General features: G+C 61.6%; 21 protein-coding genes and 1 tRNA gene. 8 read left to right on the plus strand and 14 right to left on the minus strand.

What is annotated here, in order from left to right; all coding sequences use genetic code 11:
* Window positions 1-7 precede the first annotated feature (7 nt).
* Together OKW38_RS10760 and OKW38_RS10765 are read right to left on the minus strand one after the other, a co-directional pair.
* Window positions 8-430, minus strand: coding sequence for a hypothetical protein (locus tag OKW38_RS10760; RefSeq protein ID WP_090804526.1), 423 nt, complete (start codon window positions 428-430; stop codon window positions 8-10).
* Between the two features lie 280 nt (window positions 431-710).
* Window positions 711-1,694, minus strand: coding sequence for a LysR family transcriptional regulator (locus OKW38_RS10765; protein ID WP_429361364.1), 984 nt, complete (start codon window positions 1,692-1,694; stop codon window positions 711-713).
* Window positions 1,695-1,949: 255 nt separating this feature from the next.
* Here OKW38_RS10765 and OKW38_RS10770 point away from each other — a divergent pair, with 255 nt between their 5' ends.
* Window positions 1,950-3,374, plus strand: a complete 1,425-nt coding sequence (locus OKW38_RS10770; RefSeq protein ID WP_429361365.1) for a M20 family metallopeptidase — start codon at window positions 1,950-1,952, stop codon at window positions 3,372-3,374.
* Between the two features lie 93 nt (window positions 3,375-3,467).
* On the opposite strand, the gene OKW38_RS10775 is transcribed toward OKW38_RS10770, so the two are convergent.
* Window positions 3,468-4,520: an NADP(H)-dependent aldo-keto reductase gene (locus OKW38_RS10775; RefSeq protein ID WP_429361366.1), complete on the minus strand. Its 1,053-nt coding sequence runs from the start codon at window positions 4,518-4,520 to the stop codon at window positions 3,468-3,470.
* Between the two features lie 168 nt (window positions 4,521-4,688).
* Here OKW38_RS10775 and OKW38_RS10780 point away from each other — a divergent pair, with 168 nt between their 5' ends.
* Together OKW38_RS10780 and OKW38_RS10785 are read left to right on the plus strand one after the other, a co-directional pair.
* On the plus strand, window positions 4,689-4,916 hold the full coding sequence (locus OKW38_RS10780) for a DUF3820 family protein (RefSeq protein ID WP_018418198.1): 228 nt from the start codon (window positions 4,689-4,691) through the stop codon (window positions 4,914-4,916).
* Between the two features lie 248 nt (window positions 4,917-5,164).
* Window positions 5,165-5,410: a hypothetical protein gene (locus OKW38_RS10785; protein WP_018418199.1), complete on the plus strand. Its 246-nt coding sequence runs from the start codon at window positions 5,165-5,167 to the stop codon at window positions 5,408-5,410.
* A 289-nt stretch (window positions 5,411-5,699) separates the two neighbouring features.
* Here OKW38_RS10785 and OKW38_RS10790 read toward each other — a convergent pair whose 3' ends face one another.
* The gene (locus OKW38_RS10790) at window positions 5,700-5,990 is read right to left on the minus strand and encodes a hypothetical protein (protein ID WP_429361367.1); all 291 of its coding nucleotides are present in this window, start codon (window positions 5,988-5,990) and stop codon (window positions 5,700-5,702) included.
* Window positions 5,991-6,262: 272 nt separating this feature from the next.
* Between OKW38_RS10790 and OKW38_RS10795 the strand changes: the two genes are divergently transcribed.
* The 5 genes from OKW38_RS10795 to OKW38_RS10815 all read left to right on the plus strand — a co-directional run bounded on the left by OKW38_RS10795 (window position 6,263) and on the right by OKW38_RS10815 (window position 9,728).
* Entirely contained in the window at window positions 6,263-6,628 is a 366-nt protein-coding gene (locus OKW38_RS10795; protein WP_187613677.1) for a hypothetical protein, read from the plus strand.
* Window positions 6,629-6,750: 122 nt separating this feature from the next.
* Window positions 6,751-7,752, plus strand: coding sequence for a tRNA dihydrouridine(20/20a) synthase DusA (gene dusA, locus OKW38_RS10800; RefSeq protein WP_429361369.1), 1,002 nt, complete (start codon window positions 6,751-6,753; stop codon window positions 7,750-7,752).
* 89 nt (window positions 7,753-7,841) lie between these two features.
* Window positions 7,842-7,917 (plus strand) — tRNA-His (locus OKW38_RS10805).
* 140 nt (window positions 7,918-8,057) lie between these two features.
* Window positions 8,058-8,993 (plus strand): hypothetical protein, encoded by a 936-nt coding sequence (locus tag OKW38_RS10810; protein WP_429361371.1) that lies wholly within the window; start codon window positions 8,058-8,060, stop codon window positions 8,991-8,993.
* A gap of 3 nt (window positions 8,994-8,996) precedes the next feature.
* Window positions 8,997-9,728: an HIRAN domain-containing protein gene (locus OKW38_RS10815; protein ID WP_429361373.1), complete on the plus strand. Its 732-nt coding sequence runs from the start codon at window positions 8,997-8,999 to the stop codon at window positions 9,726-9,728.
* A 79-nt stretch (window positions 9,729-9,807) separates the two neighbouring features.
* Here the strand turns inward: OKW38_RS10815 and OKW38_RS10820 are convergent, their stop codons facing one another.
* The 10 genes from OKW38_RS10820 to OKW38_RS10865 all read right to left on the minus strand — a co-directional run bounded on the left by OKW38_RS10820 (window position 9,808) and on the right by OKW38_RS10865 (window position 25,071).
* Window positions 9,808-10,650 carry a PIN-like domain-containing protein gene (locus OKW38_RS10820; protein ID WP_429361375.1) on the minus strand — a complete coding sequence of 281 codons (843 nt, stop codon included), beginning with the start codon at window positions 10,648-10,650 and terminating at the stop codon, window positions 9,808-9,810.
* Window positions 10,613-12,187: a DUF262 domain-containing protein gene (locus OKW38_RS10825; RefSeq protein ID WP_429361376.1), complete on the minus strand. Its 1,575-nt coding sequence runs from the start codon at window positions 12,185-12,187 to the stop codon at window positions 10,613-10,615. Before OKW38_RS10825 ends, OKW38_RS10820 begins: the two co-directional genes overlap by 38 nt.
* Before the next feature lie 370 nt (window positions 12,188-12,557).
* Window positions 12,558-12,827 carry a hypothetical protein gene (locus tag OKW38_RS10830; RefSeq protein WP_429361378.1) on the minus strand — a complete coding sequence of 90 codons (270 nt, stop codon included), beginning with the start codon at window positions 12,825-12,827 and terminating at the stop codon, window positions 12,558-12,560.
* The gene (locus OKW38_RS10835) at window positions 12,824-13,153 is read right to left on the minus strand and encodes a hypothetical protein (protein WP_429361379.1); all 330 of its coding nucleotides are present in this window, start codon (window positions 13,151-13,153) and stop codon (window positions 12,824-12,826) included. The genes OKW38_RS10830 and OKW38_RS10835 overlap by 4 nt, the downstream gene beginning before the upstream one ends.
* Before the next feature lie 22 nt (window positions 13,154-13,175).
* Window positions 13,176-13,628 (minus strand): D-Ala-D-Ala carboxypeptidase family metallohydrolase, encoded by a 453-nt coding sequence (locus OKW38_RS10840; protein WP_429361380.1) that lies wholly within the window; start codon window positions 13,626-13,628, stop codon window positions 13,176-13,178.
* 85 nt (window positions 13,629-13,713) lie between these two features.
* Window positions 13,714-21,558, minus strand: coding sequence for an LPD38 domain-containing protein (locus OKW38_RS10845; protein ID WP_429361381.1), 7,845 nt, complete (start codon window positions 21,556-21,558; stop codon window positions 13,714-13,716).
* On the minus strand, window positions 21,551-22,225 hold the full coding sequence (locus OKW38_RS10850; RefSeq protein ID WP_429361383.1) for a glucosaminidase domain-containing protein: 675 nt from the start codon (window positions 22,223-22,225) through the stop codon (window positions 21,551-21,553). Before OKW38_RS10850 ends, OKW38_RS10845 begins: the two co-directional genes overlap by 8 nt.
* A 13-nt stretch (window positions 22,226-22,238) precedes the next feature.
* A complete protein-coding gene (locus OKW38_RS10855) occupies window positions 22,239-23,546 on the minus strand; it encodes a hypothetical protein (RefSeq protein ID WP_429361385.1) in 1,308 nt (435 codons plus the stop codon).
* Window positions 23,547-23,557: 11 nt separating this feature from the next.
* On the minus strand, window positions 23,558-24,601 hold the full coding sequence (locus OKW38_RS10860; protein WP_429361387.1) for a hypothetical protein: 1,044 nt from the start codon (window positions 24,599-24,601) through the stop codon (window positions 23,558-23,560).
* Window positions 24,598-25,071 carry a hypothetical protein gene (locus tag OKW38_RS10865; RefSeq protein ID WP_429361389.1) on the minus strand — a complete coding sequence of 158 codons (474 nt, stop codon included), beginning with the start codon at window positions 25,069-25,071 and terminating at the stop codon, window positions 24,598-24,600. Before OKW38_RS10865 ends, OKW38_RS10860 begins: the two co-directional genes overlap by 4 nt.
* Between the last annotated feature and the right edge of the window lie 9 nt (window positions 25,072-25,080).

Below are 25,080 nucleotides of genomic sequence, written 5' to 3' on the forward strand. Positions count from 1 at the left end.
TGCGCGCTCAGTCCTCGTCATCGGTCCACGGAATGTCGACGTCGGAGATGAACGCGACCGTCGCGAACGGGCCGCCCTCGTGACGCCCGATCTTGCCATCGGCGCGCTGCCATTCCACCCGGAACACGGTGACCGGATCATCCGCGATCAGCCGCACCGTGCGCAATTCGTCGGGATCGGCGTCCTCGACCGGACCGTCGAGCGAAATCAGCAGCGCCTGTGGCCATAGACCATCGGCGGGATCGTAGATCTTGTCGCCGTCGTGAATCAGCGTGAAGGCTTCCACGCCGATGGTCGCCGACGCATCGACGATCATCTTGGCGAGCGCACGCAACAACGCGGTCGCCCGCGCCGAGTTCGCCTGACGGATCGCGAGATCACCGCGCGTGAGAGCCTGCTCGAGTTTTGGATTGGTTTTCTGTTGCGCCATGGCTGTGTTGGTCCTATCGCTCTGTCGTGGGCAACGCGCCATCGGGACGACGCGCCGCGTTTCTATTTGGGTCCATCTATTGCCGCTTGTGTGCATTGCAGCATCGCGGGCTGGGCGGCAGGTCCGCGGTTCGACTGTCATTGTTCCGCGTTTGCCCTGATCGTGGCGCGCACCATCAGGGTCGTTTTCTCAGGGCCGTCCTTGCCGTCCACCACAGTTTAGGTCGTGATTCGGATTCCGGGAGAACATTTGCCGCTTAGTGCGCGGCACGTGTCGCATTTCATGCATCGGCTCGCGGGCGCCGCGGCGTACGTTTACCGCGTCCACCGGCGAGCTTCGACGCCTGCGCCCCAGCCGGCTTCGCATCCGCGATCCGCGCGATCAGATGGTCGCGAAACGTGCGCACCGACGGGGGCAACTCGCGCCCCGCCATCGTCTGCACCTGGATGCTGCGCTGGCGCATCTGCGGGTCGGTGAGCGGAATCACGACGAAGCCGTCGTCGGCATAGCGGTCGCGCACCGACAGCAGCCCCGTGAACATGATCGCTCCGGACCGCTGCGCGTAGCGATAACTCGCGCCGCTGTTGTTGCAGATCAGGTCCGGCTCGAGGAGGATGCCTTCGAGCGCGCACGTGATGTCGATCAACTGGCGAATCGTGGTGCCCGTCTCCGACAACACGAGCGGATAGCGACTCACCTCGGCGAGCGACAGTTTCGCGCGCGCCGCAAGGGGATGATCGGCGCGCAGCAGCACGAACACCGGCGCGCGTTCGGTGTGCTCGACCTTCACGCCCTTCTCCGGCGCGAGGCTGAACGACAGCGCGATATCGACGTCACCGTCGCGCACGTGGCGAGTGGCGTCGGCCGGCGACATCACGGTCAGCGTGAAATCGATGCCGGGGCGCTCGGCGCGGAAATCCGCAATCGCGGTGGGCAGGAAGTCGACCGCAAAACCCTCGGCGGTCGCGATCTTGATCCGGCTGCCGTGCAAGCTCGCGAGGCCGCTAATCTCTTTCATCACGTGCTCGGCTTCGAGCAGGCTGCGTTGCGCGTACGCAAGCAGCCGCTCACCGGCCTCGGACAGCGTCATGCCGCGCGGACGCCGCTCGAACAGCGTCACGCCGAGCTCGCTTTCGAGCCGCACGATTTGCCGGCTGATCGCCGATACCGCGACGTGCAGCCGCTCGGACGCGTCGCTCAGCGAGCCGCCGCGCGCGACTTCGACGAAATAACGCAACGCGATGCCATGCAGTGAACGTGCCATCCTGGACGCCTCGATCGAATCAGTTGCAACGGTGCCATGGGTGGGCGGGTGCCGCGGTTCAAGCCGACGCGCGACGCTTTGCTTTTCCGGCAAGGCAAGCTTCGAAACACGATCATTGTGACAAAAATGGCGCGCTTCTAGAATCGGTCGCAATCACGTTGCAGACGATTCGCCTGAACGCCGCGCCGAGCATCGAGCCATCGAGCCTCGCGGCCCTCCGCCCCTTCACCCATCCCCCGCATCGGAGACATCGACATGAGCCGCAACCAGGCCATCGAGCTTGCCACCCGGCACTTCGAATCCGGCGCTTTTCTCGCCGATCTGAACCGTCGCGTCGGTTTTCGCACCGAAAGCCAGGAAAGCGATCGCGGCGCACTGCTGCTGTCCTATCTGACCGACGAAATCCAGCCCGAAGCGGAGCGCCTCGGCTTCAGCACGCGCATCGTCGATAACCCGGTCGATGGCTTCGGTCCGTTCCTGATCGCCAACCGTCACGAAGGCGATCATCTGCCGACCGTGCTGATCTACGGCCACGGCGACGTCGTGCGCGGCTACGACAGCCAGTGGCGCGCGCCGCTGACGCCGTGGGCGGTGACCGTGGAAGGCGAGCGCTGGTTCGGTCGCGGCACCGCCGACAACAAAGGCCAGCACTCGATCAACCTCGCCGCGCTCGCGAGCACGCTCGCCGCGCGCGACGGCAAACTCGGCTTCAACACGAAGCTGTTGATCGAGATGGGTGAGGAAACCGGCTCGCCGGGGCTCGACGCGATCTGCCGTGCGCATCGCGACGAACTCGCCGCCGACGTGCTGATCGCCTCCGACGGTCCGCGTCTCGCAGCGCGTCGTCCGACCGTGTTTCTCGGCTCGCGCGGCGCGGTCAATTTCAGGCTGTCGCTGAACCTGCGCGACGGCGCGCATCACTCGGGCAACTGGGGCGGCTTGCTGCGCAATCCGGCGACGGTGCTCGCCAACGCGCTCGCGAGTCTCGTCGATGCGCGCGGCGTGATCGCAGTCGACGGCCTGCGTCCGCCGCCGATCCCCGAGACCGTGCGCCGCGCACTTGCCGACATCACGGTGGGCAACGGTCCGGGCGACCCCACCGTCGATGACAACTGGGGCGAGCCGGGTCTTTCCGCGCCCGAGCGCGTGTTCGGCTGGAACAGCTTCGAAGTGCTGGCCTTCAAGGCGGGCAATCCGGAGAACCCGGTCAACGCGATTCCGCCGTCGGCGTTCGCGGTCTGCCAGTTGCGTTTCGTGGTCGGCACCGATTGGGAAAACCTCGGCGAGCATCTGCGCGCGCATCTCGATGCGCACGGTTTTCAGCTGGTCGAAATCGACGTCGAACGCGGCGCGCCAGCCACGCGGCTGGATCCCGACGATCCGTGGGTCACGTGGGCGATCGCGTCGCTCGAAGCGACCACCGGCAAGAAGACCGCGCTGCTGCCGAATCTCGGCGGCACGCTGCCGAACGAGGTATTCGCCGACACGCTCGGTCTGCCGACGATCTGGGTGCCGCATTCTTATCCGGCCTGCTCGCAGCATGCGCCGAACGAGCACCTTCTGGCTCCGGTGGTGCGCGAGGGCCTGCAGATGATGGCGGGACTGTTCTGGGATCTCGGCGAGAACTCGCCGCTTGCGGCGAAGCGCGAGACGGTGGATACGGCAAAGGCCGCGGGTTGAGTTCGGCCGACGCCGAGTGATTCGCTGCGCCTTGCGGCCGCCCCGGCAATCGACCGGGGCCACCGCGGCAAGCGCGTCGCGCTTACCTCGACATCAAGGCGCCGGATTCGGCTGCAGCTCGTGCAGCCTGTCGATTTCCGCCAGCACTTCCGGCGACAGCTTCACGTCCGCGCTGGCGATGTTTTCCTTCAATTGTTCGAGCGAGGTCGCGCCGATCAGATTGCTGGTCACGAATGGCCGGCTATTGACGAACGCGAGCGCGAATTGCGCGGGGGTCATGCCGTGGTGCTTCGCGAGCTCGACGTAACGCGTGGTCGCCTGCACGGCTTGCGGCTTGCTATAGCGCTGGAAGCGCTCGAACAGCGTGATGCGCGCGCCGGCAGGACGCGCGCCGCCTTCGTACTTGCCCGACAGCCAGCCGAACGCGAGCGGTGAATACGCGAGCAGACCGATGTTGTCGCGATGCGCGTACTCGGACAGACCCACTTCGTACGTGCGGTTCAACAGGCTGTACGGATTCTGGATGCTGACGATGCGCGGCAAGCCGAGTCTTTCGGCCGCGCGCAGAAACTGCGCGACGCCCCACGGCGTTTCGTTCGACACGCCGATATGGCGCACCTTGCCAGCCTTCACGAATTCGGCGAGTACCGTCAGCGTTTCCTCGATCGGCACCGTGTACGCGTCGTCGACCCACGGATACGACGGACGGCCGAACGTCATCGTGCTGCGATCGGGCCAGTGCAGCTGATACAGATCGACGTAGTCCGTTTGCAGACGTTCGAGGCTGCCGTTGAGCGCCTCGGTCAGGTTCTTGCGATCGAACTGGTTGCCCTCGCCGCGAATATGACGCGGATTGTGCGGCTGACGCGCGGGGCCCGCGATCTTGGTGGCGAGCACGATCTTCTCGCGCGCGCTCTTGTGCTGCGCGAGCCACGTGCCGATGTAGCGCTCCGTCGAGCCTTGCGTTTCGGCGCGCGGCGGCACCGGATACATTTCCGCGGTGTCGATCAGGTTCACGCCGTGATCGAGCGCGTAGTCGATCTGCGCGTGCGCTTCCTGCTCGGTGTTCTGCTCGCCCCACGTCATCGTGCCGAGACCAATCAGGCTAACCTGCACGTCGGAGTCGCCGAGTCTGCGGTATTCCATCTAACTTGTCCTGTTGAAGAGGTGAACGGAAAGCGCAGACGTTATCACGCCGGCGCATTACCTGCAGCAAGGCTAGAATGCGGGGCCATGCGTTGCAGCGCGCCGCCTGGTGCTTGCGCGTTGCGCGCTTTGCGCTCTCGACGCGCGTTTCATCATGACCTCGTTGCCATGAATCACGAACACCTCGAATTGCTGGTCACGCGCGTGATGCCCTACGGGAAATATAAAGGCCGCGTGATCGCCGACCTGCCCGGCCACTATCTGAACTGGTTCGCGAGCCAGGGCTTTCCGCCCGGCGAGATTGGCCGTCTGCTCGCGTTGATGCACGAGATCGATCACAACGGTTTGAAACCGCTGCTCGACCCCTTGCGCAAACCGAAGCCCCTGGAGCGTTGAGAGCGTCGCCGTGAAAGCGTTGCCAGGCAGGCTGAAAGTCGCGGCGCAGGCAAACTGCAAGCAATGTAGGACAGTACAAATTCATACAGGTTTTTTCTTGCGGATCGCGTTTGCGTGGCCTTTAATCGGCATAGGTCGTCGCGCTGTGAAACGTCGAGAGTGAAGCGGATCAGTCGTCATTCGCTGAACAATTTCGATGTGTTCCGGCGCCGTGCGATCCCCCCGCCTTCGTGACTCCCTGCATGTCCATGTCGCAATTCAGCCTGTCGGCGTTGCTCGAATTCATCGGCCACGATCTGTCGCCGGTGCGCGCGGTCATCCTGTTCTTCGTGATCGGCTACGTCGTGGTCGGACTGCCTGTGCATTTTCGCCAGGGCGCCGCCTCGCGCGACATTTGGGGCACGGCCGCCGGCGTGACGATGGCCGCGATCTACGCGGCGTTCATTGCCGGCGTGTACCCGTGGCTGCATCACGTATCGGTGATCGCGCGTTGAGCGTCGGCCGCCGTCAGGTCGGGACCGAGACCTTCCCATAGCGGTTCACGCAATTCGCCTCGCGGCTGCCAGCGCCGCATCGACGTTCGATACAACGGTCGGCGCATCTGTGCGGAACTCGCGGTACTGACACTCCGCATCGTCTCGCGAAATGCGAGGCAACGTTCGTCTCACTCGAGCCCGCAATGCGCGAGCATGCGACGCCCGTTCGCCTCGCAAGCGTCGACCAGCTCCTCGTGCTCGATCTCGATCATCACGCCCGCGGGTAGAACGCGCCGCCAGCGCGTTATCAACGCATCGTACGCGCGCTGACAGCGGCCCAGCTCGCCGAGGTGGCAGCCGAACGACACGTCGTGAAAAATGCGCGAGAAAATCGATAGACAGAATGTAATGGCGAGCGGCGGCCATGATTGATGCGCGCGTTCGGCAGCGCGAGATGAATGAGCCCGACGTTGATGAAGTTGAACGGGTATTGGTCGGCAAAGCGCGCGAGCGGGCCAAGCGATTCCGCCTCGTTGTCGCGCATGCCCTGGCGATACAGCACGTCGCCTTCGAGCAGATGATCGAACGGGGCGGGCAAGCGAATCGCTTCCGACTTAAACGACGAATCGTCCGATGGAAGTTAGCAGCCACGCCCTTCAGTAACGTATCAGATCGTTAACGAAGTGTTACCGCAACGCCGCTCGGTAATACGCGAGAAGATTGGCGAAACGGTCGAGCGTCGCGGCAACGGCTCGCGTGGTCGAAGCCCCGAGCGCGCACCGCCGCGCCGGCGCGGGTAACGCTCGGACACAAACGCGGCTGAACTCCGTTGCGCGCGGTTTTTCTGAGGTTTACGTGAAGGAGAAAATCGTGACCAGGCTCATTGCATCGATGACGCTGCTAGCGGCCGCGGCAGCGAGCATCACTGGATGCGTCGTCGCGCCGCCAGCGGGCTACGGCTATGCGCAACCCTACTATCCCTACGCGTATGGACCGCCTTACTACGGACCGGCGTACGGCTCGGTTGGTATCTATGGCGGTTTCGGAGGGTCGTGCTGCTATTACGGACATGGGTATTGGCACGGGCGCGGCGGATGGCATGGCGGTGGCGGGCACGGCGGGCACGGCGGATGGCATGGCGGGGACGGCGGATGGCACGGTGGCGGATACGGCGGCATGCACGGCGGCGGCAGCTCGTGGAGCAGTGGTGGCGGGATGGGGGGACATGGACACTAAGGCATTGACGCATTGACGAACCGGTGCCCGCCTCTGTCGCGACAGTGATATGGCTCCAGCGCCCGGCGGTTTCTGGCCTTGCGGTAAAATTATCGTTTTGATTCAAGCCGCCTGGCCGCTCCATGTCTTTACCTCGCACTCCCAGCCCCCGCCGCGTGTCCGTTGCACCGATGATGGATTGGACGGATCGCCATTGCCGCTCGCTGCATCGAATGATTTCGCGCCATACCTGGCTTTACACGGAGATGGTGACGACCGGCGCGCTGTTGCATGGTGACGTGCCGCGTCATCTCGCATTCACGCCCGACGAAGCGCCAGTCGCGCTGCAACTCGGCGGCAGCGAGCCCGACGATCTCGCGCGTTCGGCCAAGCTCGGCGAGCAATGGGGCTATGACGAAATCAATTTGAATTGCGGCTGCCCATCCGAGCGCGTGCAACGCGGCGCGTTCGGCGCATGCCTGATGAACGAGCCGCAACTCGTCGCCGATTGCGTGAAGGCGATGCGCGACGTCGTATCGGTGCCAGTCACGGTCAAGCACCGCATCGGCGTCGATACGGTCGAGGAATACGGCTTCGTCCGCGATTTTGTCGGCACGATCGCGCAAGCCGGCTGTGAGGTCTTTATCGTTCATGCGCGCAACGCGATACTGAAGGGCCTGAGCCCGAAGGAAAATCGCGAGATTCCGCCGCTCAAGTACGACTACGCGTATCAGTTGAAGCGCGATTTTCCGCAGCTGGAAATCATCATCAATGGCGGTATCAAGACGCTCGACGAAGTCGACGCGCATCTTCAGCACGTCGACGGCGTGATGCTCGGGCGCGAGGCGTATCACAACCCCTACCTGCTCGCCGATGTCGACGCGCGCTTCTATGGCTCCGCGCAGGCGCCTCTGACGCGCGAGCAGGTCGAAGCGAAACTGATCGAGTATTGCGCGACCGAAATGGCGCGCGGCACCTATCTCGGCGCGATCATGCGCCATGCGCTTGGGCTGTATCGCGGCGAAGCGGGTGCGCGTGGTTGGCGTCGAGTTTTGTCCGACAGCAAGCGACTTGCGGCCCGCGATCTGACCATCTTCGACGAAGCAAGACAGCATCTGCGCGAGCCCATCGAAATTTTTGAATAAAGGACTAGGCAAACCACCATCTAGTCCCTATAATCTCGTTTCTTCGTCGGCGAGACAGGTTTTTAGAGCAAGTCAAGCGGATGTTAGTGGTGGCTGTAGCTCAGTTGGTAGAGTCCAGGATTGTGATTCCTGTCGTCGTGGGTTCGAGTCCCATCAGCCACCCCAGAAAATTCAGCAATATCAAGTAGTTAGGCATAGGAAGCCGTTCCAGAATGTGAAATTCGGAACGGCTTTTGTGTTTTCGGAACGAAGCGCATCCGGCGCGGCTTGCTCCGAGCAAGTTATTCTTTCGCTCTTGCGCACTTATGTTTCCCATCATTGACGTGCCGCTCGGTGCGGCAGAACTGTTCGAGCAGTTGGGTACTAAAGAAAAATTTTGGTACGCCGATGTTCGATTTGGGCACACCCTTTTCAAGCAGGGGCGGCCGAACACCGGCGAGAATTGGGCAGAAAAACTTGCTTGCGAACTCGCCGACGCACTGGGCATGCCACATGCGTTCTATGAGTTGGCACGTTGCGGGGATCAAGCAGGGGTCGTATCACCTAGTTTTGTGCCATCCAAGGGTCGGCTCGTGCATGGTAATGAAATTTTCGCCAAGACAAAGCCGTATGTGGAATACGCCGATGCCAAGCCCTACCGGTCGCGAGCTCACACCATCCGACTCTTCGCCGCTTTTTTCAAGCATACGGATGACGGGAAACTACTGCTACCGCCGACGGACTTCGCAGCCTTTGAATCAGTGACGACAGCTGGCGACGTGGTGGTTGGCTATCTCATGCTGGACGCGTGGATTGGCAATCAGGACCGGCACGATCAAAATTGGGGCGTAGTGATCGACCCCGCTGACCGGAAGCACCTCTTCCTAGCACCGAGCTTCGATCACGGATCGAGCTTTGCGCGAAACCTCACGGACGCAGCCTGTGAAGACGTGGTACAAACAAGGGACAAGCGGCGACATATCAGCGCATTTGTTCAGCGTGCACGGTCAGGCTTATATCCGCATGGAGCGGCGGACGGCTCAAAGTCCTTGCTTACGATTGACGCCTTTTTTTACATGGCAAAATTATGGCCGGACGCAAGTTTGGCTTGGTTGAACAGATTGGCGATGATCACGCCTGAACGCATCGCAGACACAGTCGCATTGTTTCCAGACGAGATAGCTACGCCGGTTCGAAAACGTTTTCTGGTTGAATTTTTGATTTTGAATCGTCAGCGCCTATTGTCTTTGGAAATTGGTTAAAAAATGGACACCCTATTCGTTGCTTTGCAACAGTCGTCGTCAAGGGAGTGGATCCCCGTAGCACGACTCGATCGTGAACAGGGAGGATTTCGCTTCGCGTATACGCAGGGCGCGCTGCGAGTGGAAGGCTTCCGCCCGTTCGGGCGTATGGACAACCTTCACACGGCCTACCGATCTGCCGAGTTGTTCCCGCTGTTTGCAAATCGCGTTTTGACCCGGTCGCGACCGGAGTTTTCTCGTTACCTTAAGTGGACCGGTCTTCCAGAACATGCGGTCGACGATCCGATGAACATCTTGGCGGTAACAGGCGGCTTGCGCGGAACAGACCAGATCGAGTTATTTCCGTATCCTTCGAAATCAGTGGACGGGAAGCTCAACATCGACTTCTTCGCACGCGGTATGCGTTTTTTCGCAGACCCAAACGTACGTGCGGCTGACGAGCTGATGCCTGGCACCAAATTGTTTGTCATGCACGACTTGCAAAATGAGCATGATGAATTTGCCTTGTGCTTACGTACAGGTGATCCGTCGTATCTCGTCGGCTACGTGCCGAAGTATTACACCAGGGATATTTGCAGGTTGCTTCGCGACCAACCGAACGATCTCAAAATCACGGTCAAGCAGGTAAATGCTGGAGCACCATTGTCTATGCGTTTGCTGTGCTCGTTGAAGGCAACGTGGCCAGAAACCTTTGAGCCTTTCGCGGACAATAAAGACTTGAAAGCATTGGCATAGGCCCGCCGCATGCGCCTATGGCCTCGAGGCCCGCACTACAAGCGGCGCCTCGTGGCCGACCTCTGACATACGCCATCGACTAAGCGTTAATCGCTTTCCAAAGCCTCTCCAAAGACCAAACCTCGAAGGACGCGCCTGTAGCGCGCATTACTTCAGCGGTAAGAATTGGATGAGCTACTCCCCCTCGACTCCAGTCTATTTTCTGATCGTTTGTAACCAAAACAGCATGGTCGAAAGTACGTCCGTCCTTTTTGGCCCTGAGGAGACCAAAAATAAATTCTGCCCAAATATAGAAATCTCCATGTCCATCATCCTTGAACCCCGGCGGAGTTTTTGTGAGCTTTCTATTTTCTGCAATGGCTTGGAACCGCAAACGTGGAACGTAACAGACTTCCGCCCTTTTTTCTAACACGTTCAACAAACTCAATGTAAAACGTACCGTCGATTCGTCATAAATATACCCGTACTCACTATTGAAGTCCGTAAGCACCGCTTCAAATCGATCCGAAAATTCGACAAAATTTTCATCAATTTTCGCAGTCTCCGCCTTAAGCGCCTCAAACTTCTTCTTTAGGCTCGCAGATACCGTGTCGACCGCCGATAACTGATTGTTCCAGAATTCTTGAATCGCCTGACCAGGCATGATCAACGGCGCTGCATGGGTAGCATTAAGATAATCAACGATATCTTCAATACGTGAATGCTTTGCCAGTCTCAAAAAGACGTTCGCATCTAGGCCAATCGCAGTGGTCTTTAATGCCTTGTCCAGACTGGCTTTATGACTGATGGCCGAGGTGAGCGCGCCCAACCCATCAATCGGCGCCCTCCTGTCCAACACATCCTCGAGGGATTTCAATATTTCTTCGTTATTATCAGGCATCGCTTCAGTACCAGACGTTACGCGCGACGTCAGCAAGAGCACGACCCATTTGCTCAACCGCCTCAGAATCCCAAACGCCATATTTTTCCAGATCGTCGACCCATTCGCCATCAAGTGGGTTTGTAAGCATGCTTTGTTGGAAACCCGCCCAAGTGTCTGCTGCAGCCGGGCGTTTATCTAACGTGGAAAGGAACGTGTTCCCGATTGTGCTCCCCCAAAATGACGCGTCTTCCTCGCTGAAGCCATCCCATTCAGTGGCTTGACGCGGGAAAATGAAATGTAACGTACCTCGAGAGTCGGGTGTGATCGCTTCCTCTATGATGGAGTGGCGCAAAAAAGACAACACAGCCTTGTTAAACGAGCGCCGATATAGTTGATCTCGAAAATCGTCTGCTAACGGATTTAAATCTAAAAGCTCGCTTTTTGCTGATTCCCACGTCTTTGACTCATAGATTTGCCGCGCCGCCTCGCCAAATTTTCTTTCCACATTTCCCGTACCCAAGTTACCGACAACGATGCGCCTCACCACAAGGCGAAGTATGAACTCCATCCCCTCAATGGAATTATCCGTTGCCCAGATCGCGAGCAGGATCGGCCTAACGGATATCACGCCCAAGCTGTTCAAAGATGAGAAAATCTTCAGCATTTCCGGGCTGGCCGGCCCAGCAAGCGAAGGATCGACCATCTGCAAGTAAAGAGGCAAGTAAGACTGGAGAGTAGTTACTAGCTCGTCGGGTAGTGGCGCGCGCCTTGACGCATGGATCGATCTCTGGGCCAAAAACGCGTACAAGTCCTTCGGCAAGACATGCCCCGCTTCTACCGTCACTGCATGCCGGATATATTGAACAAATGAGTTTGCACCTGAAGGCGAGAACTGCCGCGCCATGGATTGCCATTCGCGATAGCGCTCGTCACGCTTCTTATTTGGCGTTTGGCTTAGAATATAGTTCTTAAGTAGGTCGGCCGTAGTTAGCTCTAAGCCACGAGTGTTGATTACCTCAAATACGCGATATGCTGAGGCGGTATCAGGGTGCACGAAAACAGCGAAATAGAGTCGATTTGTAATAAAATCGGTCCACGTACCAAGGCGTTTAAACGGATCGACCGCGAGATCTTCTTGCAGCTTTTGCCGCAAATGCACGAAAGCCTTTTGCATACGGACCGAAAGTGACTCTTCGCCGATCTGGTCACTACCGGAAACAACCTTGCCCGACGAAAGAATTTTTTGCAGCGTTTCATCGTCTGCTTGGTCAGAAAGTGTAACGCGCGGATTAGTTTCGTCCGTGTCGTAATCAATTGATCGAAGAAAATCTGCTTGAATGCGCTCGGCGAGGGCTTTCCGTCCGCGGGCATAAGCTTCATGGTATAACGCCGCCGCAAGCAGCGTGAGGGTCAACAGTCGTTGCTGGCCATCCACGACCTGTTTCCGGCCGCCTTCCTCAGTAAGGATCACCAACCCCAAGAAGTACGAGTCATCGTCGAGCGCATTTTTCAGATCGCTCCAAAATTCTGATACCTCGTCGTCCAACCAAGAATACTCTCTTTGATAGGGAGGTATTTCGAAACTGGAGCTAGACATAAGTGCACCAGCAGTAGTAGCCGAAGCGTTCAGAGGAGTGGGCACCGTGTCACCTTAGAAGAAGTTGATTGGATATCATAACAAGGACGTCTTCAGTGGCGAAGCCAGTCATTCAGGAATTTCCAGGCAAGCATAGCCTTGCATTCGATTGCGTCTTCGCCGCGCTGCGCTTTACATGTCGTCTCGGATGGCCACGATTAGCGATTTTGAAGGTATGCTTTGGTGGCGAGCGGCCGGTGACTCATAGAAGCAGACCTCCGAACGTGGGACAAGTGGTGACACGACGGCCCCTTCATGCCTTGCGTCGGCCACCTCCCTCAAAAAATGCGCAAGGAACCGCCTTGTGGACTGCTGCTATCCGCCAGTCCGTCTAAACCGGCAGCCTCCTCGTCACAAGCGGCTGCTTGAAAAACACGAGCCCCAGAAAGGCTAAACAGAAGCCGACGGTAATGAACGGCTCCCCCGGCCATACGCTCGTATAGCCAAGCCAGATGAGACCGGCCATGTTCCACAGTGCTCCCAGCCAGACGATGCCGAGCGCACAGCGCCACGCGAATGCCTGCGGCAGCGTGAACAGCCAGCCGACTGTTGCGAAAAGCACCAGATGCAATACCAGGTAGATGACGACCATCGGGTTCATGATTTCTTATCCTCAGTTCCGGCAGCGCGATCGATGAGGCGATCCGCCACCCCGTCACCACGCCGCTCAATTGCACGAATGGCAATTTCCGCCACGACCGGGCCGAGCATGCCGATCAAAAAAGCGACGCCACGCTGCACGTCGATGCTGCTGCCCGTCAGCCAGTGCTCGACCACGGCCGGCGCGACGAATACTGCCATCAGGCCGCCAAGCACGATATGTGTAACCTTCAGCCGCAGGCTCGCGGGCGGCATGACGATCATGCGCAGCGTCGCACCCACCGCACCCGATGCCAGCACGGACAGCGGCCCTGTGAAGTGATCCATTGAGTTCAATGGCTCCCCCTGATTACGCAAGGCCGTTGGTGTAGGTTGTGGCACCCGGGCCAAAGTTGGCGGTCAGGATCTGCTGACGCGCCTTCGTGCCCGCCGGCGGCAGGCCGATGTGTGCCCACGTGCCCTCCTGAATGAGTTGGTCGAACGCAATGCTCGAGGCTGCGATCTTGCGGCAGATTTCGAGCGGACTGCCGAAGCCAGGGCAGATGAAGTCGGCGGCCAGCCCCGTCATGTGCGCGCTGTTGGCCGCGCCGCCGACCGCGGCGTTGAGTGCGGGCGAGCGATAGCCTGACGACACCAGCACAGGGCGCGAGCCGAGCAGAGTACGGACCTGCTCGAGCGTTTGCGCGGTGCGAGTCAGGTGTTCGACGACCGCCGGCGAGGGTGTGTTATCGATCCGGCGCCGTGCGGCCGTTTCGCTCTGCGTCAGTTCCGCCAGCGAGAAATGATCGGTAAGTCGTGTCATGCAGATACCCCAATAGAAACGGCCGCACGCGCGGCCGTAAACGAAAAAACCGCCCGAAGGCGGTCACTGAAAGTCGACATTGTTCCTATTGCGCTTGAAGTTCGCGGTGGGCGCGGTTCGCCTGCATTTGAATCGCGCGGATGCGCCGGTTCACCTCTTGTGCGCGTTCCTGTCGGCGCGCCGGATCTTCGTCGGCGAGTGCGTCGTTGCGCTCTTTGTACAGCCCCTTGATTTCCTTGTTCGCCGTCTTGTACAGGGCGGCGATCTGCTCGACGTTCGGGTGCTCCGCATCGAACTCGTCGAGCGTTCCCTGCCGCTCTGCGTACTGACGTTCGTTCGTCAGCCTGTCGGCTTCCGTCGATCGCTCGCGGAACTCCACCATGTCCTGCCGAAGCGGTCCAGAGCCGAACGAGCGGGCGAGCGGAATATCGGTCAGGCTCTTGTCCGTCCCTGCGTCTTCGCCCAGCGCCTGAATTGCCTTGATCGCATCAAGCGCACCACCGCCCCCGTAGCTACGCAACAGATGCGAAATGGTCTCCGGATAGACGTCGACGCCAGTGCTGTCGTACAGGTCTTTGGCAAGCCCGCGGAAAAGCGCCGAGGTCTGCGGCCACCCCTGCTCGAATTTCAGCTTGTTGCCGGTCCACTCGTCGGGTTTGTGGATGGGGCTGCCCTGCCCGGTCTGGTTCAAAGCGAGCTGCAGGAGCGGCTTCGCAATGCTCGGCATAAACTGCTGCATTACCCAACCCGCCATGTCCTTCGATGGATCGATGTCTGTCGGATCGACTGGCGAGAAATTGGACAGCAACCCGTCTTTCGCGACGTTGCCGGCGAACGTGCCAACGTCGTCGATCCCATCGGCATAGCGATGCGTAGCGGCCGCTAGTGTCAGTGCAATACGTCCAAAGCCAAATCCGACGGGCAGCTTCCAGCCACGCCCGTCAGGATCGCTCGGATCGATCATAGTGAGGAAGCGGCCAGACTGCGACAGCGGCACCTTATTGAGCTTGTCGACGCCGTCGTCGTCCTGCCCGCCCATCGATTTGAGTGCGCCGTAGAGGCTGTACATCAGCGCGTAGTGCGCCAGCATCACGGCCGCGCCGCGCGGCGTGCGCAGCGCCTGCGCCATGCGACGCGCGTCGAACAGCGCAGGGCCGGCGAAGGTGTAGATCGCGCCGAGCTGCTGGCCGAGCTTGCCTTTCGTCTCGAAGTTCATCGTGTCCTTCACGTACAGCGCTGCATCTCTCTCGGGCACACCTGACTCGACAAGCGCCTTGAACAACGACACGCGCGACGAAATTTCCATGTGCTCGTTCACGCGGTCGATGAAGTCGCCGACTTTCGCCGCGGCCGCCTTCGCCTTGAACTTTGTCGTCGCGCCGACCATCTTGCCGAACTCGTTCTCCAGGTTCTTCATCGTGTCGTCGCGGAACAGATCCTGATACAGCGTCGAGCCACCGAGCTTTTCGTAGCGCTCCGCCCACTTGTGATACTCGCCGCCGGGTTTCATGCGCCAGTCCGCGGTGAACCCAACATTGTTGGCGAGTGCGCGGCGCACGGCGCCGATCTTGTCGTCGGTCGGTGCATCCGCCATCACCAGCGACATCATGGATTGCACGTCCCGCAGCTTGTTCATCGGCGGGAACATCGGGTTGTAACGTGTATAGATCGCGGATAGCAGACGCGTCGCCCGTTGCGGCAATGAGAACACGCCGTCGATCTGCGCGCGGTTTGCGCCCTGCAGCGCGTCGAGCACCTTGCGGTTGCCGATATGGACGATCGTCGTCTGGTTGCCGTCCCGTAGCACAAGCGCCTCGGGAGACATCGCCGCGTTAGGCTTCACGCGCTCGTGCACGACGCCGTCCTGCCCGACGTATTTCTCGAATATTTCGTGATGATTGGGCGCTTCGTTGATGCGCGCGGACAGCAGCGCCTTTGCCGATGGCGTCGCCTTGATGAACTGCACCATGTCGCGCTTGAGCTGTTGCCAGCCCGCGCGCCGGATCGCGCTGTCGCCCGCTTCAAACACGTTCTGCAGCACGTTGTCGGCGAGCGTGCCCGAGCGGCCCATCGCCTGCTTTTCCTTGGGCGACTTCAGGCCACCGCCACCGCTCGAGCTTGACGTCTCACTGTCCGCAGCGTTGGGGTCCCCCTTGAGCGGCACATACCACTGATACTTCGGGCGGCCGGATTGCATCTCAGGCGTCAGCAGACCGGCGTCGCGGAGCGTCTGGTCGCGATAGTCGAGCATGGGCTTCAGGTGCTCACCATAGAACTTCTCGTAAAACTCGATCAGGCCAGGCGCGTCCCGGCGAACGTCACGCTCGAACGCGCCGATCTCTTCGTTCGTGCGGCCCGAACCGGCAAGGTCGCGTCCGTCCGTTTTGCGTGCGATCTCGGCGTTACGCTCGCGGCCGTGCTTGATCAGGTTGCCGACGGTGCCGATATCGAGCAAGAACTGCTGCCACCCCTGATCGCCCGGCCGCGATGCGTACCAATCCAGCTTGGCGAAGTCGCGCTTGTATGAGTCGCTCAGTGCCGTCATGGTCGGGTCTACGCTATGGCGTACGAAGTCCTGCCGCGTCTTTTCCGTCGCGCCCTGAAATAGGCGCATGGTGTTGCGCAGGGTTCGCCCCGCCGGCGTGTCGCCGGTGCGTCGGATGATCTGCTCGACCGGGTTGAGCGAGTCGAACAGCAACGTCGTGACCGATTCGAGCCACGGCGCCTGCGGTGCTGATCCACCTTCAGACAGGAAGGTGCGCGCTGCGTCCTTCGCCGCCGTCGGATTGCGCGACATGGCGCGCATGTTCTCCCAGAATGTCGGCTTGCGCTCAACCTGTGGCACCGACGACTGGCGCGCCCCGGCGCGCGAGAAGTCCGCCGGCTCGCCGTCGGCTATACTCCCTGTGTCACTGGAGGTATTACCTATGGCACGTTCCGCACTTCCGTCGGTTTCCGACCTTTCGCCGAAGGCACTGTTCTTCGACTTTGAAGGCGATGGCATCCCTGTCTCGATCGGAGAACCGCTCGCCGGCCAATATTGCGCAGCCTGGGACACCGACCCGCCGCGTTCATTCGATTTCGATTCTGCCCGCCGCAACGGCAACTGGCTCACACCGGACGAATTCGTTGCGCTGCTGCGCAAAGCGCGCTCCCAGGCAACATCGTAAATCTCACGCATTTGGCGCATAAGCTCGAGGACTCCCGCAACTTTCTCCGGCGTTTCTCCGTTCGACTTGATGTCGCGCGCCAGGCGCGACTGCTCGACGTACAGCGGATGCGCCTGCTTCTTCGCAGCAATCATTTCTGGCACGTTCACCTGAATCTCGGCGATCGCATTCCCGACGCGCACGTTGAACTTCGCATCCCGATAGCCATCCTCCGGTAATTGCTCGACGCTCAGATTGTTGCGCGGCTCGCCAACTGTCTCGAATCGCTCGCTCACGCGCCGCACGATATCCCGCGCGGCTTCGGCATTCGGCGCGACGATCGTTCCGCGTAGCACGTCCTTGATCTTCGTCGCGTCGCCCGCGTAATCGCTCACCACTTTGTCGATCGCGCGCTCGCGTCCTTTCAGTTCCGGTGTGAGCGCGTGGCCGTTCATAGCCTCCGCAATGCCGCGCAGCGCTTTGTCGAATTCCGGCTTCGCCGCGGCGGCGTCGCGATATGCTCTCTCGAACACCTGCCGGTTTTTGACACTCAGATCGCGTATCGTGGGCGTGCGGCCCGACGTCGAGAACTCGGTGGCCAGCTCCTCGCCTGTGACGCTGCGTCCGCGCTCGCGCAGGTAGCGCTGCGCGTCGCGAAGCGTCGCTGCGATCTCGGCGTCTGTCATATCGCCGCGCAGCAGTCCGGCTCTCTTCAGGAACTGGCGCACCGCGTCGATCACCCGCCGCGCGACGCTGTTCTGCATGTTGCGCTCGGCCATGAGCGCGATCATTTCCTTCGCGCGGCGCTGCGCAGACAGTCCCGGCTGCGTGCGGTCGACCGCGTCCCCGACTTCCCGGAAAACCTTGTTGCCCAGCTTCTCGGCGGCGATCACACGTCCGGTCAGCTCGCGCATGGTGTCGCGGCCGACCATGTTTTCGAGGCCGTAGTGGCCGACCAGCTCATGCCGTGCGACCTCGCGCGCCCGCGCCGCACTGGCCAGATTCTCAGCGATCAGCGCGACGCGGTTCGTGCGTGGGTCAAAAAAGCCCTCGACGTCGTGCGCACCTTCCTGAGCGGCCTGCCGGCGTACATACTCCGGCGCGCCAGCCAGCGTGTCGTACACATCAACATCGTGGCCGAAGGTGTCGCGAGCGATCGCGCGGCGCACGGCCTCACCCGTCATGCGTCCAGAAACAGAAAGCCCCTCGCGTGGAGGGGCTTCGTGGTTCGGTGCGGTTGTGTCGGATCGTCGTCGATCACTTGAGAACAGCGGATCCTGCCCGTTGGCTGCGGCGCGATCAGCATCGCGATCGCTACCAGTCAGCCTGAAGTCGGAGCGCTGCGCGTCCGCCTCGGCCCGCTGGTCCGCGGCGCGCTGTGCCCGTTCATCTTCTGCTTTCGCGGCGCGCCGGCGCTCGACACGCTGGCGCAACGTCTCGGGCGTCGGGTTGGTCAGCAGCGGTTCATCAGCGGGCGGCGCCTTTGCTGCCGCCTCGCGCGCGCGCCGCCGCTCGGCAACACGATCCTGAATGCGTTTCGGAGTCGGCCGCTGCGTTACCGCTTCGCCGGATCGTTCGCCGCTGGCCGGTTGCTGCGCAGCTTCGCCGCGTCGGGCGGCCCCGACTTCTTCAGCAGATCGACGGTTTGCACGTCCTGCGGTCTCAGCGCCTTGCCGGCTATCACTCGTCGCAGCAGGCTCACGCCCTGCGGCGAGCCCCAAATCTTGCGCCCTTCTGGTGTCATCGTTGACCTCATTCAATACCTGTTCGCGCGTTGCGCGCTCGACCGCACCGAACATGTCTTCGGTCGGCTTCACCGACTCACTATAAGCGAAGTCGGCGACGCGCTTCAACGTCTCGCCGATCCGCTTACCCGAGCGCACATTGTCTGCGAAAAGCTGCACAAACTCACGCGCTTCCGGATTCAGTGCAAGGTCCTGCTGTCGCGCGAACTCGTTCAGCCGTACACCCTGACGCCGAGCATTGACGGCCGCGCGCGCTGCTTCAGTCACGAGCGACCGAACGTCCAGATTCCCGGCGCCGTCGAGCCTTGCCATTGAGCCCGCCGCGTCGGCCATGCCCCCGAGCACCGTGCGCGCCTCCGGATCGGTTGCCTGCGCGTACAAGCGCACGAGCTCCGGGTCGCCATATGCCTTCTGGAACGTGGCGGCCATAAGGCGATCGACGGCCTGGCGGGTTGGCGTGCCATCCGGATTAAGCAGCCCGACCTGTTCCGACGTCGGCATGGATTGAACGAACTGCCGCACCGATTCAGACGTGGGTTCACCGGCATCGCTAAATTCAAGCGCGTTGAGATCGACGCGGTGCATGTCGTTCTGCGCCTGCTCTATGGGCGAAAGTGCCGCGGTGCCGGCAGTGTTGGACACATCGCCAATGTCAGCGGTTACATGGTCGCGCGGCATCATGCGGACCAGTACCGGTTGACGCATACCGCGGATCACCTTCGGCGAGACGCCTGTCAGCTCGGCATCGTGCGCAATGCCCTGTCGGTATGTATCGGCGGTACCGCGCTCGTACGCGGCCTGAAGCGCAGCCGCGCGCCCGTTGCCGGCAATCGCGCGCAACTGCGTGCCAGTCCCTTCGGCATACCCGGCGACCGGCGACCCGTCGGCCCGGTTCGACGGCAGCAACGAGCCCGCGTCGACCACTGCGTACTGCACGGGGATGCGCCGGCCGTCGGCAGCTACCGCAAAGTCCTGGCGGCCGAGCTGGTCGGCGGGAATGTCCGCGCCCGGGTTCGCTTCGACGACCGGCGCACCGTTGGCAAAGTCGCGCGAGAACGACAGGCGAGCGGGATCCGGATCGCCGGCGATGGAGTTCATTTGCGCTATCGCGGCGGCCGACGAGCGATCGCGGTTCTGCAGGACGACCGGCCTGCCGGTCAGTGAAGCATCGGCCGATCCAGTTGCTGCATCTGTCGCGCTACCTGCATCGCCAGCGCCATCCTCTCGGACAGCGGCTGTGTCAGTTGCAGGCGCCTGTTCTGGTGCGCCACGATCTGACGCATCAGGCGCAGGTTCGATGGCTTCACCAGTCGTTTGCGTGGCGTCACGCGCGCGAGCTTCCTGTGCATTGCGGATATCGCCTGTAAGGCCGGTGTCGACCGCGGCTTGTCGTGCTGCTCGGGCATCAGCGGATTGTTGGTAGGTCACTGGTTGAACGTTGCCAGCCGCGTCGACGACGAGATCGCTGCCGGCATCGGTCATATCTGGCGACGGCAGCGCTGGCGTCGCGTCGGGCGCTTCGAGCTGGCGCGGCTGCGCCTGTTCCTGCAGGCGCGCCAGCAGACGTTGCGCGGCCCGTCCGAGCGAGTTCTGCTGTTGGGCAGTTTGCTCGAGCGTGCCGTTGCGCAAGTCGGATGTCAGGTGATTGCCGATGTACTCGCGATTTGCGATCTTCGGTAGCCCGTCGAGAATTGCCTGCACGTCGGCTGGCGTCGCGTTGTACGCCGAGCCCTCCATCGTGAAACCCTGCGGCGCGTCAGGTGCGCCAAGCCGATATATCGGCGCGGGCAGCGCGAGTGGATCAGCGGCTTGCGGCGGCACGGCGTCAGGCGTCTCAGTGGGAGATTGATGGCCGCCGAATGCCGCCCCCGTTGCGGCGCCGAATATCGCACCGGTCGCCGCGGCCTGCCCAACGTCCTCACCTAGCGACTGGCTCGGCAGCACGCCGCGCAGACCAGCATTCGTCGCGAGTTGCGTGCCGGCGCCCTGCGTGCCCTGCCAGGCAGCCTCAACGGCTGCGGACGCACTGCGCCCGAGCGCCGTCGGCGCGCCCGCTATCGCGCGCTCGACGGGGCCAAAGCGCGCCCCCACCGCATTCAGCGCGCCAGCGCCGGCGATCTCCGGAAGGTTCTTGATGAATGCAGTGCCGACGGCCTCCTTGGCGTCCTGCTCGCTCATCGTCTGGCGCATCGCTGCGTATTGGGGACTTTGCGCCTGAAGCTGGTCGTCGGGAATCGCAGAGATGCGGTCCCAGATGTTTCCCCGCACCTGCCCGGCGCCCATCGCGCCGCCAAGCACGGTATTCGCAGCCAGCGCGCCGCGCGCGCCCAAACCTGCAGCCCCTGCAACACCACCGGTCGCGACGAGCGGTCCAATCATGCCCGCGACCTCTGCGGCCGCCTGCAACGGGTTACGCGCGTAGTACGCGAGACTTTGAGGGATACCCGAGTCGCCGACCGCCTTCGCTTCCGCGACCTCGCGATCGCGTCGCTTCTCCTCGTCCCGAATGACCGGCGAGTACTCCTCGTGCCCTTCCTTGATTCGCTGACCCAGCCAGTCTGAGACGGCCGATGTCGGGCTCACGAGATCAGACACAGCCTTGACGCCGCCGAAGATCGCGTTGCCCGTCGAGATCATCGTATCGTTCGCAGCCTGAAGCATTGAGCGCGTCGGGGCCTTCGGCTTGTCGTGTGCGTATTGCTCGTCGAAGAACGTGCGCAGTGTGCCGGCATCTTCGTCGTGAGCTACCGCGATATCGCCGATTACCTTGTCGCGATAGTTGTTCCAGATTTGCTGCTTCGCGACGTAGTCCGTCGCGTCGAAGTTGTTCGCGGCCTTGTAGGCATCCCACGTTGGCGCGGCCGGTCCCATTTGCTGCGGACCTTGCGGCGACTGCATGCCTGATGGATCGAGGCCGTACGCGGCGATCGGCGGCGGCGCCGGCGGCTGATACGGCGTCAGCACGCCGAGCGCCCGCAATCGACCTGCCGTGTCTTCTTCGGCAATGTTGTACGGGTTCAAAATGGTATCAGGCATTGTTCACGATGCTGCGGATATAGTTGTCAATCCAAGCGGAATAGTCCGGCGTCTGCGCAGCAGGCGTTGGTGCTGCGTCCTGTCGTTGCGTCTGTTGCGACGCCATGCCTTTCGAAATCGCGCCGGGCGCAGTGGTGATCTTCGCGATCTTCGGCCCGCTCGCTGGACCTGCCGCCGGCGCGATTCCATAGAGCGCATCCGCGTCGATCGGAGAATCGGTTGGTGCATTGGCGCCGGGTCCGGCCGTCGGCGCACCGGTCAAGCCACCATAGATGCTGGCCATCTTGTCGACGTATCGGGGGTCTTCCGCATAGCCGCCAGCCTTCAAGGCCGACGAGAAGCGCATAACGTCGTCGCCAGCGCCGAGCGCGCCGGGGTAACGGCGGGCGAGCAAGGATGCGTAGTCATCGCCGAATGCCTCCGGAGTCGCATAAGCGCGATACGCGTCCCGGCTGTCGGTCATGTTGTCGCGAGCGCGCACACCACGCCCCGAAAAGTCTTTGATGTTTCCGAGGTTGTTGGTGCCCGGAATAACGGATTTGCCCCATCCCGTCTCAAGCCCCCATTGCGAGAGCAGAACATCGCGAGATATGCCGGTCTGTGCTGCGACCCGATCTGCGACGGGTCCGTATTGCTGGACGAATCGGGCGCGCTGGTTGTCGGCCATAGCTGCGTTCTCCTCAACTGCCGCGAAGCAGTTTCAGCAGCGCGAGGTCATTGGCGCTCAGGCCGCCCGGTGCGGCTGGAACGCGTTGGGCAGCATCCAACATAACCGGTAGTTGCCCCGCGCGGCGTAGCGCATTCAGATAGACCGGCTGCGGAGCTTCGGCCGCCGCCTGCATCTGCCTCAGGCTCAGCGGTGCGGCCGTCGGCGCGGCGGCCGCTGCGGCCGGTACAACAGGCGAGACTGGAGGAACAGAAGCGGCCGGCGGCGACGATGGCACGGCCGAAGGCGTGTCATCTGCATAGCCGAACGGATTCGAAGCGTTACCCGTCATGCCGGCGCCAGGAGCACCAGCACCGCCGCCGCCCGTGATCGCATTCATGCCGGACGTACCCGTACCAGCGGGCGCCCCGCCCGGCTGGCCCTGCAACTGCCCCAAGACCTGATTGATGCGCTGCAGGGTCTTCGCCTGTTCGACAGGGTTGCCCTTCTGCGATGTGTAGAGGCGCTGCAACGATGTCAGTTGAGCCTGCAAGACACGGACGTTGCCCGCGCCGCTGCTGCCGCTATTCCCGTATCGCAACGCGTCATACCGATCGCGCTGCGCAAGCTGATCGCGTCGCCATTGATCCTGCGCCGCCATGCTGTCGAGGTTGCCGTAGTAGGCGGCCATCGGGTCGACGTTGCCGCTGAAGGCCACGGTCGCCGGGATCTGCCCACTGCGCGAAAACGGAGTGGAGCGGTTCCCATTGCCGTCGGTGTACACGATGTTTCCGTTCGCGTCGGTGCTCGCCGTGATCCCATAGCCGAGGTCTTGCAGTCCTTGGGTCGTCATTCCAGCGCCGAGCGTGCCGCCAAGCGCTCCACCCAGATTGGCCTGCACCTGACCCGCGGCGCGCTGCTGTTCGAGCGCAGCATTCGTTAGGTACGGATTCGCCGCGACCTGTTCAGGCGGCAAATTGGAGAACACATATCGGGCGATATCAGCCGGGTTCGTCATGCCCTGCTGCGCCGCTTGCGCGCGCAGCTTCTGGATTGACTGCTCCGCGACCAGCTTGTCGAGGTTGACGCCCGACTGCTGCGCATTGAACGACGCATTGTTCACGCCGTGCTGAACCATGTCGTTGTAGCCGGTGTTCAGCGTGTCGTACCTGATCGAGTTCGCCGTCGCGTTCGCGTCGGACGCCGTCATCTTCTCGGGCATCTGATAGTCGGCGAGGTACGTGTCGCGCATCTTGTTTGCGGCGCTCAAACCAGACGTCAGCGAATCGTCGCGCACCTTGTTGAAATCGCCTGCAAAGCCAGCGATGCCGTAGTAACCCATTGCGTTTTACCTCAAGCGAAAGTCGACGATGGACCGAGGGTATTAGCGTCCCACAGCGTTCCGCCGTTCGACGCGCCGAACCCATAGCCGAGCCCGCCGGGCCCCATGAGACCGGCGCCGCCAAATCCGACCGCCGACGAGAAAGAACTAGAGCCGCCGATGCTTGAACTGGTACGGCCGCCCTGTGCCGAGCCGAACCCCGTCGGCGCGCCGACCATCGACAGACCGGCACCCATCAGGCCACCAAGGCTCGACAGGATCGCGCCATAGAACTGGTTACGACCGGCGAGCTCGATGTCGGTACCGCGCTGAAAAACCTGCGCCGCCGCATTGAGTTCGTTGACCGACGACGCCTGAATGTTTCGCCCGATATTGAAGAGCTGGATCTTGCGATTGAAGAACTTGTCGCGACGCGATTCTTGGCGCTCCTCGAGGAAGCGGCGCACGCGCTCTTTCGCTTCGCCGCCGGCGCGCGCCTCGTCGATGGATAGCTGTCGATCGATGGCAATCACAGAACCGATGCAGTAGCGGTTCCGGCGCCGCTGTGCCTGCGCGCGAGCGATACCGAACTGGCGACGGACATCGACGATCGCGCGATTGGCTTCGTCCTCGATCGGCTCGACGTACTCCGGACGCGCGCATTCCTCGTCGATGGTCGCGTCCTCGCACGGCGCGAAGTGGGTGCTGTAGCGCGCATATTCCTGCTCGGCGATCGTCTGCTGGCGATCCGCGATGTCGTATTGCTTTTCCGCAGCATCCTTCGCGGCTTCCAGCGCATTGTTGGCGAGCAGGGTTTGCGCCCCAGCGTAGGCAGCTTGCGCGACGATCCACGCGATGCGCCACTCATTCTGCTGCTCCGTCCACTTCTTGACGTTGTCTGCCTGCTGCTTGCGCCACTCGTCATCGTTGGCCTTCGCCTGCGCGGCCCACTGGTTCGCGTTCGCCTGTTGGTTCATCCAGACCTGATTGACGCCGTACTGGACTCCCTGCCCCAACGGGTCCTGCATCTGGGACCAGTTGGTGATCGACACCGCGTCGCCGCCCCCGCCCATCATTCACCCCGCTTGCGCACGATAATCGTGCCCTGAGTTTCCCAGCCATAGCGGGTGGCTGCCCGTGCGAAACGCTCGGCGTTCTCGCTATTCGTCAGATAGCCCCGCACCTCTGACGCACCCATTCCGAAGCACCAGCCGACGAATTGCTCAGAGAGATCTCGTTCCGCGGTCGTGCCCCGGTGCTCGGGAAGCACATACGTCAGAATGTCCTGCCCGTAGGTGCGATCCTCGAACGCAAAATTTGAAAGGGCGCCGCCGATGAAGCCTGCAGTGATTCCATTGACCTCCGCGACAGCAAAGTACAGATCCTTGCGCGCGCCCGTAACAGCCAACGTGATCGCTTGGAGCGCCTTGACCGGATCGGGCTGTGCATCCGGATTCACCTCGTGCACCGCGGCGGCGAGCATGTTGATCGTGTCGGTGATATGCCGATAGTTGCAGTCCTGCTGCGCGAAAATCTTTGCGTTCAATTCAGACTC

The sequence above is a fragment of the Paraburkholderia sp. MM5496-R1 genome, from assembly GCF_050436205.1.
GTDB lineage: Bacteria > Pseudomonadota > Gammaproteobacteria > Burkholderiales > Burkholderiaceae > Paraburkholderia > Paraburkholderia tuberum.

What these genes read in the sequence shown, in the direction of transcription:
- OKW38_RS10760 (WP_090804526.1), bottom strand. Translation starts at nt 430, where the DNA reads ATGGCGCAACAGAAAACCAATCCAAAACTCGAGCAGGCTCTCACGCGC.
- OKW38_RS10765 (WP_429361364.1), bottom strand. Translation starts at nt 1,694, where the DNA reads ATGGCACGTTCACTGCATGGCATCGCGTTGCGTTATTTCGTCGAAGTC.
- OKW38_RS10770 (WP_429361365.1), top strand. Translation starts at nt 1,950, where the DNA reads ATGAGCCGCAACCAGGCCATCGAGCTTGCCACCCGGCACTTCGAATCC.
- OKW38_RS10775 (WP_429361366.1), bottom strand. Translation starts at nt 4,520, where the DNA reads ATGGAATACCGCAGACTCGGCGACTCCGACGTGCAGGTTAGCCTGATT.
- OKW38_RS10780 (WP_018418198.1), top strand. Translation starts at nt 4,689, where the DNA reads ATGAATCACGAACACCTCGAATTGCTGGTCACGCGCGTGATGCCCTAC.
- OKW38_RS10785 (WP_018418199.1), top strand. Translation starts at nt 5,165, where the DNA reads ATGTCGCAATTCAGCCTGTCGGCGTTGCTCGAATTCATCGGCCACGAT.
- dusA (WP_429361369.1), top strand. Translation starts at nt 6,751, where the DNA reads ATGTCTTTACCTCGCACTCCCAGCCCCCGCCGCGTGTCCGTTGCACCG.
- OKW38_RS10810 (WP_429361371.1), top strand. Translation starts at nt 8,058, where the DNA reads ATGTTTCCCATCATTGACGTGCCGCTCGGTGCGGCAGAACTGTTCGAG.
- OKW38_RS10815 (WP_429361373.1), top strand. Translation starts at nt 8,997, where the DNA reads ATGGACACCCTATTCGTTGCTTTGCAACAGTCGTCGTCAAGGGAGTGG.
- OKW38_RS10825 (WP_429361376.1), bottom strand. Translation starts at nt 12,187, where the DNA reads ATGTCTAGCTCCAGTTTCGAAATACCTCCCTATCAAAGAGAGTATTCT.
- OKW38_RS10830 (WP_429361378.1), bottom strand. Translation starts at nt 12,827, where the DNA reads ATGAACCCGATGGTCGTCATCTACCTGGTATTGCATCTGGTGCTTTTC.
- OKW38_RS10835 (WP_429361379.1), bottom strand. Translation starts at nt 13,153, where the DNA reads ATGGATCACTTCACAGGGCCGCTGTCCGTGCTGGCATCGGGTGCGGTG.
- OKW38_RS10840 (WP_429361380.1), bottom strand. Translation starts at nt 13,628, where the DNA reads ATGACACGACTTACCGATCATTTCTCGCTGGCGGAACTGACGCAGAGC.
- OKW38_RS10845 (WP_429361381.1), bottom strand. Translation starts at nt 21,558, where the DNA reads ATGCCTGATACCATTTTGAACCCGTACAACATTGCCGAAGAAGACACG.
- OKW38_RS10850 (WP_429361383.1), bottom strand. Translation starts at nt 22,225, where the DNA reads ATGGCCGACAACCAGCGCGCCCGATTCGTCCAGCAATACGGACCCGTC.
- OKW38_RS10855 (WP_429361385.1), bottom strand. Translation starts at nt 23,546, where the DNA reads ATGGGTTACTACGGCATCGCTGGCTTTGCAGGCGATTTCAACAAGGTG.
- OKW38_RS10860 (WP_429361387.1), bottom strand. Translation starts at nt 24,601, where the DNA reads ATGATGGGCGGGGGCGGCGACGCGGTGTCGATCACCAACTGGTCCCAG.